Below are 15,773 nucleotides of genomic sequence, written 5' to 3' on the forward strand. Positions count from 1 at the left end.
GGTCCAGTGCACGGCGCACATTCACCCGCTGCGTTTGCTCGACGACGCATCCACCAGTGGATAGCCGCTGAAGGGTTTCACTTCGTCCATCAGGAACTGCGAGACGATCTTTTCAACGCCGTAGTCGCCGCCGAGCAGCAGCCGGGCGATGTCCTTCCAATGGTGCACATCGTTGACGATCACCCGCAGCAGGTAGTCCGACGCGCCGGAGATGCGGCAGGCCTCGACCACCTCGGGCATGGCCAGTATGCGGCGGTCGAAGGCGGTGAATTCTTCCAGCACGTGCTGCTTGAAGGTGACCAGCGCGAGCACCACCGTGACCGAGCGGATGCGGTCCACCGCCACGTGCGCGCGATAGCCACGGATCAGTCCCTTGGTCTCCAGGGTGCGCACGCGCGCCAGGCAGGCACTGGGCGAGAGAGCCACGCGCTCGGCCAGCGCCTGGTTGGTGATGCGCGCGTCCTGCTGCAGCACGTCGAGGATCTTCAGGTCGGTGCGATCGAGGGCCTTGGCAGTCATGGAACTCCGGGAGGCGGCATGCACCGCAGGTTGTTCGCTATTTGAGGGCCAGTGCCGCAGATTCTGCGTAATTCACCTGCGATATCGGCCGGATCTTCGGTTTTGCGCCAGATAACCATAAGGCAATCAATGGTTTGGCGCCAGTTAGTGCCCCGTCGTTTCTGCTGGACAGCGATAGCCCTTTTCACTTTCACTCGACCTCAGCCGTGATCGCCACCGCGCAGACAGCCGCCGGTAGCGTCATCCATCGCCACTCGGGGGACCGTGCCAATGTCGTCGCATCTCCACGTACGCAAGCTGACCCGCGCCATCCGTGTTTCCTGTTGCCTGGGCCTGATCGCCAGCGCACCCGCCTGGGCGCAGGACGCCGCCCCTGCCTCCGGGGACCCGGCCAAGACCCTGGACACCATCGTGGTCACCGCCGGCAAGCTGAAGGAGTCGGTGCGCGAGATCGCCGGCTCCGTCTCGGCGGTCACCGACCAGCAACTGCAGGACATCGGCGCGCAGTCGCTGGCCGATTACATCCAGCGCACCCCGGGCGTGGTGTTCAACAACTACCAGCCGGGCGTGTCGCACGTGGTGATGCGCGGCATCGCCACCAGTTCGGGCAATGTGCAGGGCCAGCCGACCACCGGTTACTTCCTCAACGAAGTGCCGCTGACTGAGCCGGGCTGGACGATCGCGATCCCCGATATCGATGCGTTCGACCTCAATCGCGTGGAGGTGCTGCGCGGCCCGCAGGGCACGTTGTTCGGTTCGGCCTCGATGGGCGGTGCGATCAACTACGTGGCCAACGTGGCCGACAGCAGTGGCTTCGATGCCGCCGCCGAAGCGACGGTGAGCCAGACCAAGAATGCGGACGTGGGCTATTCGGCCAAGGCCATGGTCAACCTGCCGATCAAGGAAGACCTGCTCGCCGTGCGCGCAGTGGCGCAGTACCGCGATGCGCCCGGCTTCCTGGACAACATCGGCACCGGCAAGAAGGGGTCCAACAGCAGCACCGTGGAGGGCGGCCGCCTGTCGGTGGTGCTCACCCCAAGCGAAGGCACCACGCTGACCTGGCTGAGCCTGCTGCAGAACACCGACAGCGACGACAACAGTTACCGCATCGTTGGCTTGGGCGACCTGGAGCGCAAGACCGCGCTGCCCGAGTTCACCAACACCAAGGTGGCCGTGCACAGCCTGCGTCTGGACCAGGACCTGGGCGTCGCCGACCTCACCGCGTTGTTGTCCTACCAGAAGAAACAGCAGGACTGGCGCTTCGACTACACCCCGGTGCGCGGCGCTTACAACGCCGACCTGGGCCTGGGCCTGACCGCGCCGCTGTACATCGCCTCCGGCGGCGAGAGCCGGGGGAAGAGCATCGAGCTGCGCCTGTCGTCCAAGCCCGGTGGCCGCATCGACTGGCTGGTGGGCGGGATGTACTTCGATTCGGACAAAAGCCTGTACGAGACGCTCGGTGCGCGGGGCGCGGCCGGTGCCTTCGACCGCTCGCCGCTGTACGGCCCGGGCAGCGGTGCGGTGATCGCGCCGGACGGGGAGATCTTCAACGGCTTCGGCACCCGGTTGAGCGGCTCGGAGGCGGCGTTGTTCGGTGAAGCCAGCCTGCACCTCAACGAACAGTGGAAGCTGACCGTGGGYGGTCGCCTGTTCCGCAACAAGGTGCGCACGACCACCACGCAGGAAGGCTTCTCGACCTATCCCGGCGCGCCGATCGTGTCCACCCAGCAGACCGARGAAGACGGGTTCAATCCGAAGGTGTCGCTCACCTGGCAGGCGACCGACGATGTGATGGTCTACGGACTGGTGTCCGAGGGCTTCCGCTTCGGCGAGCCGAACACGGCCGGCCTGAGTACCTATCCGGTGCCGTCGGGGTCGAAGAGCGACAGCCTGATCAACTACGAGCTGGGCACGCGCACCCGCTGGGCCGGTGGTCGCCTGCTGCTGGACGCCACGCTGTTCTACGTGGACTGGAAAGACATCCAGTTGCGGCTGCAGACGCCGGACTTCTTCAACTACGCCAGCAACGGCGGCAAGGCCTACAGCCGTGGCGTCGAGCTTTCCGCGACCTGGCGCCCGGTGGATGCGTTCGACTGGCAGGCTTCGGCAACGTGGCAGCACGCGCGGCTGGATGAAGACCTACTGATTCTGTATTACGGCACCGCGCCGGCGGGTTCGCAGCTGCCAGGCTCGGCCGACTGGACGGTGAGCAACCTGCTCACCTACCACTTCGATGCGCGCTTCGATCCCACGCTGTCGCTCTCCCACCAGTACGTGGGCGGTGGCATCAGCGATCTCAACTCGGCCGTTCCCGGGGTGACGCCGAACCGGCAGGGCAACTACAACCTGTTCGACCTGCGCTACCGGATGACCTTCGGTACCACCGATGTGACCCTGTTCGGCAGCAACCTCACCGACAAGCGCGGCATCACCCGCAGCGTGACCGAAACCAACGGCATCGGCGAAGGCCTGGTGCGGCCGCGTACCTACGGCCTCACCGTTCACTGGCGTTACTGACAGCATGGACGGGACGGGTCGGGTGGACGAACGTTCGATCGGGCGCTGGCAGCTTGCGGCCCGCCGCAAGACGCTGGAGTCGGTGGTGGCCGATGGCGAGCGCGCCGGTCTGCACCGTCGGCTTGGCGCGGGCAGCCTGCTGGTGCTGGGGGTGGCCAACATCCTGGGTGCGGGCATCTACGTGGTGACCGGGACGGCGGCGGCCAGCTTCGCCGGGCCGGCGGTGCTGCTGGCGTTCGTGCTGGCGGCGCTGGCCTGTGGTTTCACCGGGTTGTGCTACGCCGAGCTGGCCTCGGTGATTCCGGTGTCCGGATCGGCGTACTCATACTGCTATGTGACCCTGGGGGAGGGCGCGGCGTGGGCGCTGGCCTGGATGGTGATCCTAGAATACCTGCTGGCGGCCGCCGCGGTGGCGGCGGGGTTCTCCGGCTATCTGACCAGCCTGCTCGGCGATCTGCATGTGCAGGTGCCCATGGCCCTGGCCACCTCCAGCGTGATCGCCAGCCAGCTGGGCGGCCACACGCAGTTGTCCTTCAGTGGTGGCGCCAATGTGGTGGCCGCGCTGGCCGTGCTGGCGGCCGCGGCGGTACAGATTGCCGGGGTAGGGCGGTCGGCGTTTGCCAACCTGGTGCTGGTGCTGATCAAGATCACGGTGCTGCTGGCCTTCATCGGGGTCGGCTCGCAGTTCATCGACACCGCCAACTGGCATCCGTTCCTGCCGGCCAACGAAGGCGGGTTCGCCTACGGCTGGCCCGGGGTGATGCGCGCGGCGGCGATGCTGTTCTTCGCCTATCTCGGCTTCGAGACGGTGTCGATGGCAGCGGCCGAAGCGCGCAACCCGCGCCGTGATGTGCCGGTGGGCATTCTCGGCTCGCTCGTGGTGTGCACGGTGCTGTACATCGCCGCCGGTGCGGTGCTGACCGGGCTGGTGCCGTTCCGCGAACTTGGCGTGCCCGATCCGGTCGCGCTGGCGGTGGACCGCATCGGCTGGCCGGGCTTTGCGGTGCTGATCAAGGTGGGTGCGCTGACCGGGTTGGGCTCGGTGCTGCTGGCCAACGCGTACGGCGCGTCGCGGATCAGCCTGAGCATCGCCCGCGATGGGTTGCTGCCGGCGTTTTTCACCCGCGTACATCCGCGCCTGGGTACGCCGTGGCTGGCCAGCGTGGTGTTCGGCACGGCCAGTGCGGTGCTGGCCGCGCTGCTGCCGATCGGCATCCTCGGCGACCTGATCTGCCTGGGCATCGCCTCGGCCTTCATCGTGGTGTGCATCGCGGTGATGTGGCTGCGCTCCACCCGTCCGGACCTGCGCGGTGGTTTCCGCGTGCCGCTCGGCGGGGTGTGGATCGGCCGCACCTGGATCGGCGTGGTGCCGGTGCTGGGCATCGTGATGTGTCTGGCGATGATGGCCCCGGTGCTCGGTGACATGTACGCGCAGGTGCGCCGTGGCGACACGTTGCCGGCCACCATTCTGCTGGTCTACGTGTTGGTCGGCGCCTTCCTCTATCTCGGTTATGGCCAGCGCCGCGCGCGCCGGCATGTGCAGGACACCCCCGCATGACGCTTGATGATTTTCCCCTGACCCACGCATTGCAGCTGGGTCGGCTGGATGCGCACGACCAGCACGCGCTGGTGCGTCGTGGCGACCTCTCGCCCACCGAACTCACCGCTGCCGGCATCGTCCGCGCCCGCCATCTGGACCCGGCGCTGGGTGCGCTCAGCCATACGGATTTCGATGCGGCGCTGGTGCGGGCCGGTCACGTGGACCGCAGCGCGCCGATGGCCGGCGTGCCGTGGCTGCCCAAGGATTCGCTGCGCTATCCGGGCATGCCCACGCGGGGCGGCTCGCGCTCGCGCAGTGGGGTGGCGGCTACCGACGCCTCGCCATTCGTGCAGCGCTTCGATGCAGCCGGGCTGGTGGCCATCGGCAAGAGCTGCATGCCGGAGTTTGGCTTGATGGGCTCGACCGAACCGCTGCTGGGCCCGGTCACACGTAATCCGTGGGCACCGGCGCATTCGCCGGGCGGTTCCAGCGGCGGTGCCGGGGCGGCGCTGGCGGCGGGCATCGTGCCACTGGCGCATGGCAGTGATGGCGCCGGCTCGATCCGGATTCCCGCCTCGGCCTGCGGGGTGGTCGGATTGAAACCCGGCCGTGGCACCACCGTGGCGGTGCGCGGGCGGCACGCGATCGAAGACCTGATCGTGGCCGACAGCCTGATGTCGCGCAGCGTGCGCGATACGGCCTGGGCGTTTGCGGCCGCGCATCCGCACGCCGGGCTGGATCTGGACGCACTGGCACGGCCGCCGGCACGCCTGCGGATCGGCGTGGTGAGCGGCGCACTGCCGGGGCTTGCACCCGATCCGGCGGTGGCTGCCGTGCTCGCCGAGGTGGTCGAACTGTGCACGGCGTTGGGCCACGAGGTGCAGGCCACCAACTATCCGCTGCCGGGCACCGAGGTCTGGCAGGCGCTGTACACGCTGTGGTCGCGGCTTGGGCAGGATGCCGTGGAGGTGGCGACGGCGCAGGGCGGTGAAGACTTCGCTGCGCGGGCGCTGGAGCCGTGGACGCACGGCTTGGCGCGCTATCACCGCACGCACTGCGACGTGGCCGCGCTGGAGCAGGCCTACGCCACGCTGGCCGCCCTGCCAGCCGCGTTCAACCGCTTCCACCAGCATTTCGATGTGCTGCTGACGCCCACGCTGCGCACGCCGCCGCCATTGCTGGGCGAGCTGGCACCGGACCGCGATTTCGACGCGCTGATGCCGGCGATGTTCGACTGGATCAGCTACACCCCGTTGCAGAACCTTGCCGGCACGCCGGCGATCTCACTGCCGCTGGGCCAGGCCGATGCCCTGCCGATCGGCGTGCAGTTTGCCGCCGACCGCGGGCAGGAGCCGCTGCTGTTGCAGCTGGCCGCCGAACTCGAACGCGTCGCGCCGTGGCGCGACCGCTGGCCGACGGTTTCCGTGGCCACCGCATTGAAGGAGATGGACTGATGGGACACGCCCGCGACAGCCGCTACGCCGCGCGCAGCGAGGACGACGTACTGCACCTGCTTGCCGCCCAACCTTTCGCCTGGCTGGTGTCGGCCGGGGGCGACGATGCCGCTTTCACGCCGTTGCCGCTGCGCGCCGAATGCGATGCCAGCGGCCAGCTGGTGGCCCTGCGCGGACATCTGGCACGCCGCAACCCGCACGTGGCGCGGCTGCAGCGCGACGGTCGCGCGCAGGCGCTGGTGATGGGGCCGCATGCCTATGTGTCACCGAGCTGGCTGGACGACCGTACCCAGGCCCCCAGCTGGAACTATGCCGCTGCCGTGTTCGACCTGGACGTGGCGGTCAGCGAAGAGGCGCACGACATCCGCGCCGAACTGGATGCGCTGATCACCCAGATGGAAGCCGGCCGCCCGCGTGCCTGGGCGCTGGATGAGATGGGCGAGCGCTATGCGCGGCTGGCGACCGGGGTGAGTTCGCTGTGCGGGGTGGTGCGCGAAGTGCGCGCCACCTTCAAGCTGGGCCAGGACGAGGCGCCGTTCGATTTCGCGCAGTTGCTGCTGGGCCTGCAGGCCGATGGTGAACACGCGCTGGTGGACTGGATGCGCGATTTTGCCGGGGAGCGCGCATGAGCCGCAGCTTGGACGCGCTGGATCCGCAGATCCGTGGCTTCATCGAGAGCGTCTGCCGCGAAGGCGCGCGGCTGCGTGGCGGACGCGAACTGGGGTGGCCCGAACGCCGGGTGATCGCCGCACAGGCCCGCGAGCCGTGGCGCACCGGCGGTCCACAGATGCGCGAGGTCATCGATGTGCGACTGGACTCCGCGCACGGGCCGTTTGGCGTGCGCGTGTTGTTCCCGCACGAGGGGGCCGCCACGCCTTCGCCCGCGCTGGCGTACCTGCACGGTGGCGGCTGGTGCCTGTTCGGGCTGGATACGCATGACCGCCTGCTGCGCGAGTACGCCGCCGCTGCCCGCATGCCGGTGGTGGCGATCGACTACAGCCTGGCCCCCGAGCATCCGTACCCGGCCGCACTGGACCAGGCGCTCATCGCGCTGGACTGGGTGCGCAGCCACGGTGCGGACATCGGCATCGATACTGACCGCCTGGCGCTGGGCGGCGACTCGGCCGGCGCCAATCTCGCCGTGGCCACCACACTGCGACTGCGTGAGCGCGACGAKCACGCCCGTGTGCGGGCGCTGGTACTCAACTACGGCGCATGGACGCCCACCCTGTCCGATACGGCGCGGCAGACCCTGGGCGGGTCGGACGACATGCTCAGCGGCGCGGAAATGGATGAGTTCTGGGCCGCTTATCTCGGGCCGGATGCCGCGCAGCAAACCGGTGCGCTGATGGCGCCGCTGCATGCGCCGCTGCACGCGCTGCCCCCCGCGCTGCTGCTGTGGGGTGATCGCGATGTACTGGCCGAGCAGAACGCCGCGATGGCGCAGCGTCTGGCCGAGGCCGGCGTACCGACCCGAACGCAGGTATATGCGGGCGCGCCGCACAGCTTCATCGAAGCRATGGCCGTGTCCGACACGGCGCGCGATGCCATCGCCCGCGGCGCAGAATGGGTGCGCCAGCATCTGTTGCTGCCCACCCTGCAAGGACATCCCGCATGACGCTGACGCCGCACCGGATTCTCGCCGCCTGCCTGTGCCTCGCCGCCTCGTTGCCCGCTCTGGCCGCCACGAAGGAGGCACCGGTGGCGCCGACCCCGGCACAGATCATGGCGCTGCGCACGGTTGCCGACCCGCAGATCGACCGTGACGGCGCGTGGATCGCCTACACGGTCGGCACGCCGCAGGCCGAGGGCAAGCCGCCGCGCAGTCGGATCTGGCGGGTAGCGGCCAGTGGCACGTCGCCCGCGCACGAACTGAGTGCCCCCGACACCGTCAGCGACGAGCATCCGCGCTGGAGTGCCGACGGGCATCTGGATTTCATCTCGAACCGGACGTTACCGGCCGCCGACGCACATCCCGGCCTGGCCGATGCGCAGGTGTGGCGCATCGACGCACGCGGCGACACAGCCACGCCGCTCACCCGCGCCAGCGGTGCGGTGAGCGCCTTCGAGGTGTCGCGCGACGGTACGCGCGTGGCGTATCTGGCTGCGGACGCAGATGCTGCCGCCACCGTCGCTGCACGCGCCGCCAAGGACGATGCGGTAGTGGTCGAGCGTCCTGCGTCGTTCACCCGGGTGTGGCTGCGCGAGCTGCGCAGCGGCGACACCCGCGCGCTGACCGCACCCGGCCTGCAGGTCCACGACCTGGCCTGGTCGCCGGACGGGCGCACGCTTGCGCTGCGCGTGTCCGATGGCGCCACTCTCAACGACTATTGGTACCGCTCAAGGGTGGTGCTGGTCGATCCCGCCACCGGYACGCTGGGGCAGGTGCTGGAACCGCGTGCTTCGGCCCATCCGCTGCAGTGGTCATCGGATGGAAGTCGGCTGCTTTATGGACACCTGGGCGAGCACGGCATGGTTGCCGACGTGACCGTGCACGAGATCGCCACGGGCAAGCGCGTGGTGCTTGGTGCGGACTGGAACGGCACGTTGTGGCTGGCGCGCTGGCAGGACGACCGCCGTCTGCTCGGCCTGGGCCAACGCGGCGTGCGCGGCACGTTCCTGCAGCTGGATGCGGCGACCGGCCGCTGGCAGGAAGTGGCGCGCCCGCAGATTCCGTACGCCGCTTTCACCACCACCGCCAGCGGCCGCAGCGCGTACATCGGCATCGGCGACGCGCAGCCAGCGGAGGTGTGGGTGGAGAACGGCGGCACGCTGGGCGCACGCACCGAACACCATCCGGAAGTGGCCGGCTGGGCCCACGGACAGGTGCGCGAGCTGACCTGGACCTCCTCACGCGACGGCCTGCCCATCACCGGCCTGCTGGTCACCCCGCCAGGCTGGGAACGCGGCACGCCGCTGCCCACCCTCGTGCAGGGCCACGGCGGCCCGGCGTGGGCGTGGTGGTCGGGCTGGCTGGGCTCGTGGCACGACTGGGCGCAACTGCTGGCCACGCACGGCTATGCGGTGTTCCTGCCCAACCCACGTGGCTCTGAAGGCGCCGGCCATGCGTTCACCGAGATGGCGCGCAACGATTGGGGCGGTGGGGATTTCCAGGACATCCTGGATGGCGTGGACATGCTGGAAAAGGAGGGTGTGGTCGACCCGCAACGGCTGGCGATCGGCGGCTGGAGCTACGGCGGTTACTTGGCCGCATGGGCGGTGACCCATAGCGATCGCTTCAAGACCGCGATCGTCGGCGCCGGCGTGATCGACATCGGCGCGATGGCGCTGACCACCGACACCCCCGACTATCTGCCCGGCTACTTCGGCGACCCGCTGGCCAACCGCGCCGCCTATGACGCGCACTCGCCGATCCGCTACGCCGACCGGGTCAAGGTGCCAGTGCTGATCCTGCACGGCGAGCAGGACAAGCGTGTGCCGCTCTCGCAAGGGCAGATGTTCCACCGCGCGCTGCGTTTCAATGGCACGCCGGTGGAGATGGTCACCTATCCGCGCGGGCCGCACTGGTTCTTTGAAACCGCACACGGCCGCGATGTACAGCAGCGCGTGCTGGACTGGCTGCATGCGCAGCTGGGCGCGGAGCGGCCGCAGTGACGGCCGCTGCGGAGATCGCCTTCATCGGTGGCGGGCACATGGCGCGCTGCCTGATCGAGGGCTTACTTGCGCAGGGGCGTGAGCCGTTGCAGATCGCAGTCGCCGATCCCGTGCCTGGCATTCGTCAGTCGTTGGCGGAGGACCTGGGCGTGCGCGTTTTCGAACATGGCGCCGAGGCCGCCGCTGTCGCACCGCTGTGGGTGCTGGCGGTGAAGCCGCAAGTGGCGCACGCGGCCTGCGAAGCGCTGGCTGGCGTTGCCGCGCAGGTGCGTCCGCTGATCGTATCGATCATGGCCGGCATCACCCACGCACAGTTGCAGCAGTGGCTGGKCATCGACACGATCGTGCGCAGCATGCCCAACCAGCCCGCCGCGATTGGTGCGGGTATCACTGGGCTGCATGCGGCGGCATCGCTTGGTGTCCAAGCGCGCGTCCAGGCCGAAGCGGTGTTCATCGGTGCAGGTGCCACCGTGTGGCTGGAACAGGAATCGCAGATGGACACCGTCACCGCCGTGGCCGGTAGTGGCCCGGCATATCTGTATCTGCTTGCCGAGGCGCTGGAGCAGGCGGCCTGCACCCGTGATCTGTCGCCTGAGAACGCCCGCGCGCTGGTAGTACAGACGCTGCTGGGGGCCGCACGCATGCTGCAGGTGTCCGGCGAGGCACCTGCGCAGCTGCGGCAGCGCGTGACCTCGCCGGGAGGCACGACGCAGGCGGCCATCGAGGCGCTTGAAGTGGGTGGATGGCACGCGTTGGTCGATCAGGCGGTGGACGCGGCCCGTGCACGAGGGAGGGCGTTGGCCGTGCAGCCCGGCTGAGGCCCGTCAGCCTCCCTGCGGCAGCGGCGCCTCCTGCGCGATCAATCCCCGCTTACGCAGCTCCTGCCAGAAACCGGCCGGAATCACCGCAGCGGCCAGGGCAAGGTTTTCGGCGATGCGGCTGGGCTGGCTCGCCCCAGGAATGACCGCCGCCACGGCCGGATGGGCCAGCGAGAACTGCAGTGCGGCCGCGCGGATGTCAACCTGGTACGCGTCACAGACGCCGCGCAATGCCGCCACGCGGGCGAGGATCTCCGGGGTGGCCTGCTGGTACTCGTAGTGCGCACCGCCGGCCAGGATGCCCGAGTTGTACGGACCACCTACGACAATCCCCAGACCACGCGCAGCGCTGGCCGGCATCAGCGTCCTGAGGGCGTCGGCATGGTCGAGCAGCGTGTAACGCCCGGCGATCAGGAAGCCGTCGGGATCAGATTGCTGCAATGCCATCTCACACGGCTCTACCCGGTTCACGCCCAGGCCCCAAGCCTTGATGACGCCTTCCTCGCGCAGGCGGGTCAGCGCCTTGGCGGCGCCGTTCATTGCAACGTCGAACACCTCGTGCCAGGTCTCGCCGTGGAAATCCTTGGCTGGGTCGTGGATCCAGACGATATCCAGGCGGTCGGTCTGCAACCGCTTCAGGCTGGCCTCGATCGCGCGCAGCGTGCCGTCGGCGGTGTAGTCGTAGACGATCTTGTTGGGCAGGCCGTGTTCGAACAGGCCGCCCTTCTCGCCAAGGTCGCGCCGGGTGGTGTCTTCCACCTCGTCCAGGATCAGGCGGCCGACCTTGGTGCTCAGCGCATAGGCGTCGCGCGGATGGTGCGCCAGCGCCTGCCCCAGGCGGATCTCGGCCAGGCCGGCGCCGTACATGGGCGCGGCATCGAAGTAGCGGATGCCCTGCTGCCAGGCGGCTTCGACGGTATCCAGAGCTTCCTGGGTGGGGATGTTGCGGTACATGTTGCCCAGCGGGGCGGTGCCAAACCCCATCGGGGTGGGAACGGAAATGCGCATGCGTGTCTCGGGGGAGAAGGGGAAAGGAGGGGCAGCGGCGCGTGGGTTCATGCCGCTGTTGGCACCGCGATCGATGCGATTGCTGATTCAGGCGCTGCAGCCGGGGAATGGAAGATCGGCAGCACGTACTCGGAGATTTCATGCAGCGTCTCCTCGAGCGGGCGCTGGTTGCGACGCAGGTGCAGGCCGATGTGATCGACGCCGGCGGCACGCATCGCCTGCAGTTCGGCGATCAGCGCGTGGCGACCACCACTGAAGCCGAACCGCCAACGCTGCATGGGTGCATCCGGACGCGCGTCCAGCTCAAGATGGATGAAGCTGGCGTAGGGCTTGTTCCCGGCGACGGCACGCCATGCGGCCACGCGCTGCGCGTGAATCTCCGGCGTCCCCGGAAACGCCAGGCTGCCGTCCATGTGCTGGCCGATCCACGCGGGCGTCTGCTGGGCCAGGCCGGCCACCAGCAGCGGCAGCGGCGATGCCTGTCGGGGCAGCAGATCAAGCGGCTCGGGCAAGCGCGTACGCGCGTGGTCGCGCAGCATCGCCACCTGATCGCGGAAGTTGCTGCCGCGACCGGGGAAATCGCGTCCGAACAGCGGGTATTCCACCGGTCGGTCGCCGCTGGCCACGCCCAGCAGCAGACGGTTGCCACTGAGCTGCTGCACGGTGGCGGCGGCCTTGAGGGTGAGCAGCGGTTCGCGGATCGGCAGGACCACCGCGGCAGTGCCAAGCAGGATGTCGCGGGTGATCCCGGCGAGATAGCCGAGGTAGGCAAACACCTCGAACACCTGCGCCGCATCGCCGAAGGACGGGTCGTAGACCGGCACGTCGCGGATCCACAGGGCACGGAAGCCAAGCCGGTCAACCAGGCGGCCGAGCTCGGCATGGCGCTGCATGTCCGGTTCGCCGGGAAGGCGGCCGCTGTTGCGCCGTGCCCGCTCGCCGCCGGGTGTCCAGTCATTGTCCAGCGGCGCTTCCAGCCCGATGCTGAAGCCACCGGCGGTGAGGCGGGCGAGGGCAGGAGGCGTGTCGAGGTGGACGGGCGCGATGTTCAAAGGGAGATCCAGTCGGGGGAGACGGCGGCAGGTGCCGGTGCTACGGCAGGCGCACAGTCTGTTCCGTGGACTCTTTCGGAATAAGGGGCCAATCCACAAATTTCCTTTGCGGTTGGATCAACAATGGAGCCCGGTTCCCCGGTCCAGCTGCCGATAGCCGATGGCCTCGGCCACATGCGATGTGGCGATGTCGGCCTGTCCGTCCAGATCGGCCACGGTGCGTGCCACGCGCAGGATGCGGTGCAACGACCGGGCCGAAAGCTGCAGGCGCTCGACCGCCTCTTCCAGCAGCGCCCTGTCGCTTTTGGATAGCCGGCAGTGCTGCGCAAGCTCGGCGGGAAGCAGCTGCGCATTCGGTTTCCCACTGCGGGCCAACTGCACCCTGCGCGCCGCAACCACGCGCGCACGCACGGCCTCGCTGTCCTCGCCGTGCGGTTGCTCATCGCGCAGCTCCTGCGGTTCCAGGCGCGGCACCTCCACGTGCAGGTCGATGCGGTCCAGCAACGGGCCGGACACGCGGCCGCGATAGCGCTGGATGCTCTCGGCCGCACAGCGGCAACGTCCGCTCCGGTCGCCGGCCCAACCGCAGGGACACGGATTCATGGCCGCAACCAACTGGAAGCGTGCAGGGAAGATCTCGGTGCGCGACGCCCTTGCGACGACGACCTGCCCACTCTCAAGCGGCTCGCGCAGCACCTCCAGCGTGTGCCGGCTCCATTCGGGCAATTCGTCCAGGAACAGCACGCCGTTGTGGGCCAGCGATATTTCCCCGGGGCGCGGATAGGTGCCGCTGTCAATTGTCAGGAAAACCGCGACTTAGGCCTTTACAGGTCCTGAGTCTTGGGCGATTCTAGCGCCTGAATGGTGCGACAGAAGTTCATAAATAACGCGACTGCGTGGCAAATGGCGATATATGACGCGACTGAGTTCCGCTTCGCCCGTCCGGGCGCTGAAAAATAGCCGCCGCGCCCTGACCGGGAAGGTCACTTTGGGCGGCGGTGAGATGGCCGGCTTTGAATCCTCGCTGGAGCGGGACTGGCTGAGGCTGCTCGATTTCGATCCCAACGTCATCGCGTTGCGAGAACAGCCCTTCACGATCTACTACGAATCTGAAGGGCGGCGCACCCGGTACACGCCGGACGTCCTGGCCGAGTACTCGCAGGCCGGGCAGGCCAAGACTGTGGTCTACGAGGTCAAGCCGCTGGAGACCCTGCGCTCGGACTGGCAGCTGCTGCGGCCGCGGTTCAAGGCGGCGGTACAGCATTGTCGGGCCCAGGGCTGGCAGTTCCGAATCGTGACCGAGCGGCACATCCGGACCCCTCTGTTGGCCAACGCCACCTTCCTGCGTCGATACAGATCCATGACTCCGCTGTTGGTTAAGCAGGCGCAGCTGAAGTACACCGCGACGGTGCTGGGCCCAACGACCCCTCAGGCACTGCTGGCCGCCGCCTACTGGCCGGTCGACGAGCAGGCCCAGGCCATTCCTGCCCTGTGGCAGCTGGTGGCCAGCGGTGAAATCGAGGCTGACCTGAGCAAGCCGCTCACCATGGCCACCCCCATCCGCTTGAGAGGCTGACACGTGTCACTGTCCAACTTCTTCAAGGTAGAGCCTGGTGCCCAGGTCTTTGTTGGCCCGCGCAAGTATCGGGTGACCCACATGCTGTCCATCGACAGCGTGTTGGCTGAGGACATGGAGACGGGGGCCAGCGCTAGGCTCAGGATCGAGACGCTGTCCACGATCGTCTCTGCCGAGGACGCCAGCGATGCCGGCGGCTTCCCGATTCACCAGTATTCCAAGGAAGAGTGGTCGGTCGCGCAGAAGCGATTTGAAGCGCTGCGGCCGATGATCGATCACCCCATCAGAAGTCGTACTGAAGTCGAAAAGCTGGCCAAGGCGGCCGGCGTCCACGTGGCCACCTACTACAAGTGGCTCGCGGCCTATCATGACGCCGGCCATGTTGCCGCCCTTGTCCCGCGCAAGCGCGGAGCCGCCAAGGGCCAGAAGCATCTGGCCGCTGATCAGGAACTGGTGATCAGCTCCGTCGTCGAGGACATGTATCTCAAAAAGCAGAGACACTCGCCCAAAGAAGTCGTGGACGAAGTGCTCCTGCGCTGCAAGCGCGCCAAGATCACCCCCCCAGCTCCCAGCACCATCCGTCGACGTCTGAGAGAACTGTCGCCGGCGATGACGCTGCGCCGGCGCGGCTTCAAGGACAAGGCCCGAGACGTGTACGAGCCCATTCGTGGCTCGTTCCCGGGTGCTGACTTCCCATTGTCAGTCGTCCAGATCGATCACACCCCGCTCGACGTCATCGTCCTTGATGAGGTCCACCGCAAGCCGATCGGTCGCCCGTGGCTGACGTTGGCGATCGACGTTTACAGCCGGATGATCGTGGGACTCTACGTCACCCTGGACAAGCCGTCGGCGACATCCGTGGCCATGTGCATTTCCCACGCCATGACGCCGAAGAGCGATTACCTGGCGGCTCTTGGAGTGGAAGGCAACTGGCCGGTATGGGGTCAGATTGGCACGCTGCACGYCGACAACGCCAAAGAGTTCAAGTGCAAGGCGGTTACCCGCGGCTGCCAGGCCAACCACATCGACATGCAGTGGCGGCCGGTCAAGAAGCCTCACTATGGGGCACACATCGAACGGTATATGGGCGTGGTGGCGACCGAGCTCAAGAAGGTGCCCGGTACCACGTTCTCCAACACCCAGCAGCGCAAGGGTTATGACTCCGAGAAGGAAGCTGTGTGCACGATGAAGGAGGTCGAGGCCTATCTGGTGGAATTCATCGTCAACAACTATCACCAGCGCAGCCACAGCCAGCTTCAGGAGGCCTCGCCGACGCGTATCTGGCAGCAGGGCATCGTTGGCACGTCCGAGCGGCCGGGCATTGGGGCAATGCCGATTGTCGGTGATCCCGAGCGGATTCGGATGGATTTCCTGCCGTACTTCGAGATCACGATCCAGCGGTCGGGCGTTCGCCTTGAGAACGTCTTCTACTATGACCCGGTCCTGGACCCGTACATCGGCGCAACCATGCCCGATGATCCCAATACGAAGCAAAAATTCATCTTTGCGCGGGACCCGCGCGACGTCAGCCAGATTTATTTCCTGGATCCCAAGGCGGATCGGTACACCCCAATCCCCTATCGAGACCTGTCCCATCCTCCTGTATCAGCGTCTGAGCTGAGAGAGGTGACCAAGGCACTTCGCGCGGAGAACAAGGACGAAGTGGACGAGCAC

The 15,773-nt window shown here is 67.6% G+C and carries 12 protein-coding genes and 1 pseudogene; 9 read left to right on the forward strand and 4 right to left on the reverse strand.

What is annotated here, in order from left to right; all coding sequences use genetic code 11:
- Positions 1-21 precede the first annotated feature (21 nt).
- A complete protein-coding gene (locus ACXJKH_RS04865) occupies positions 22-519 on the reverse strand; it encodes an Lrp/AsnC family transcriptional regulator (protein WP_312237919.1) in 498 nt (165 codons plus the stop codon).
- Between the two features lie 270 nt (positions 520-789).
- Here ACXJKH_RS04865 and ACXJKH_RS04870 point away from each other — a divergent pair, with 270 nt between their 5' ends.
- Genes ACXJKH_RS04870 through proC form a run of 7 tightly spaced genes read left to right on the forward strand, consistent with a single transcriptional unit; the run spans position 790 to position 10,463 of the window.
- Positions 790-3,036, forward strand: a complete 2,247-nt coding sequence (locus ACXJKH_RS04870) for a TonB-dependent receptor (RefSeq protein WP_457318505.1) — start codon at positions 790-792, stop codon at positions 3,034-3,036.
- A gap of 22 nt (positions 3,037-3,058) precedes the next feature.
- Positions 3,059-4,594 carry an amino acid permease gene (locus tag ACXJKH_RS04875; RefSeq protein WP_457318506.1) on the forward strand — a complete coding sequence of 512 codons (1,536 nt, stop codon included), beginning with the start codon at positions 3,059-3,061 and terminating at the stop codon, positions 4,592-4,594.
- Complete coding sequence (locus ACXJKH_RS04880; protein WP_457318507.1) at positions 4,591-6,030, forward strand: amidase family protein; 1,440 nt, start codon at positions 4,591-4,593, stop codon at positions 6,028-6,030. Before ACXJKH_RS04875 ends, ACXJKH_RS04880 begins: the two co-directional genes overlap by 4 nt.
- Positions 6,030-6,659, forward strand: coding sequence for an FMN-binding negative transcriptional regulator (locus ACXJKH_RS04885; protein ID WP_457318508.1), 630 nt, complete (start codon positions 6,030-6,032; stop codon positions 6,657-6,659). Before ACXJKH_RS04880 ends, ACXJKH_RS04885 begins: the two co-directional genes overlap by 1 nt.
- Positions 6,656-7,648, forward strand: a complete 993-nt coding sequence (locus ACXJKH_RS04890) for an alpha/beta hydrolase (RefSeq protein ID WP_457318509.1) — start codon at positions 6,656-6,658, stop codon at positions 7,646-7,648. Before ACXJKH_RS04885 ends, ACXJKH_RS04890 begins: the two co-directional genes overlap by 4 nt.
- Positions 7,645-9,645, forward strand: a complete 2,001-nt coding sequence (locus ACXJKH_RS04895; protein WP_457318510.1) for an alpha/beta fold hydrolase — start codon at positions 7,645-7,647, stop codon at positions 9,643-9,645. The genes ACXJKH_RS04890 and ACXJKH_RS04895 overlap by 4 nt, the downstream gene beginning before the upstream one ends.
- On the forward strand, positions 9,642-10,463 hold the full coding sequence (gene proC, locus ACXJKH_RS04900; RefSeq protein ID WP_457318511.1) for a pyrroline-5-carboxylate reductase: 822 nt from the start codon (positions 9,642-9,644) through the stop codon (positions 10,461-10,463). The genes ACXJKH_RS04895 and proC overlap by 4 nt, the downstream gene beginning before the upstream one ends.
- A 6-nt stretch (positions 10,464-10,469) precedes the next feature.
- Here the strand turns inward: proC and ACXJKH_RS04905 are convergent, their stop codons facing one another.
- The 3 genes and pseudogenes from ACXJKH_RS04905 to ACXJKH_RS04915 form a co-directional block, all read right to left on the reverse strand.
- Entirely contained in the window at positions 10,470-11,471 is a 1,002-nt protein-coding gene (locus tag ACXJKH_RS04905; protein WP_457318512.1) for an aldo/keto reductase, read from the reverse strand.
- A 47-nt stretch (positions 11,472-11,518) separates the two neighbouring features.
- Positions 11,519-12,523 carry a TIGR03571 family LLM class oxidoreductase gene (locus tag ACXJKH_RS04910; RefSeq protein WP_457318513.1) on the reverse strand — a complete coding sequence of 335 codons (1,005 nt, stop codon included), beginning with the start codon at positions 12,521-12,523 and terminating at the stop codon, positions 11,519-11,521.
- A gap of 117 nt (positions 12,524-12,640) precedes the next feature.
- A pseudogene (locus tag ACXJKH_RS04915) lies at positions 12,641-13,312 on the reverse strand (ATP-binding protein); the annotation flags it as partial.
- A 214-nt stretch (positions 13,313-13,526) separates the two neighbouring features.
- Here ACXJKH_RS04915 and ACXJKH_RS04920 point away from each other — a divergent pair.
- Positions 13,527-14,099 (forward strand): TnsA endonuclease N-terminal domain-containing protein, encoded by a 573-nt coding sequence (locus ACXJKH_RS04920; RefSeq protein ID WP_457318515.1) that lies wholly within the window; start codon positions 13,527-13,529, stop codon positions 14,097-14,099.
- 3 nt (positions 14,100-14,102) lie between these two features.
- A partial coding sequence (locus tag ACXJKH_RS04925; protein ID WP_457318514.1) for a Mu transposase C-terminal domain-containing protein occupies positions 14,103-15,773 on the forward strand: 1,671 nt, incomplete at its 3' end.

This window comes from Stenotrophomonas sp. P5_B8, assembly GCF_054049855.1.

What these genes read in the sequence shown, in the direction of transcription:
- ACXJKH_RS04865 (WP_312237919.1), bottom strand. Translation starts at nt 519, where the DNA reads ATGACTGCCAAGGCCCTCGATCGCACCGACCTGAAGATCCTCGACGTG.
- ACXJKH_RS04905 (WP_457318512.1), bottom strand. Translation starts at nt 11,471, where the DNA reads ATGCGCATTTCCGTTCCCACCCCGATGGGGTTTGGCACCGCCCCGCTG.
- ACXJKH_RS04920 (WP_457318515.1), top strand. Translation starts at nt 13,527, where the DNA reads ATGGCCGGCTTTGAATCCTCGCTGGAGCGGGACTGGCTGAGGCTGCTC.
- ACXJKH_RS04885 (WP_457318508.1), top strand. Translation starts at nt 6,030, where the DNA reads ATGGGACACGCCCGCGACAGCCGCTACGCCGCGCGCAGCGAGGACGAC.
- ACXJKH_RS04880 (WP_457318507.1), top strand. Translation starts at nt 4,591, where the DNA reads ATGACGCTTGATGATTTTCCCCTGACCCACGCATTGCAGCTGGGTCGG.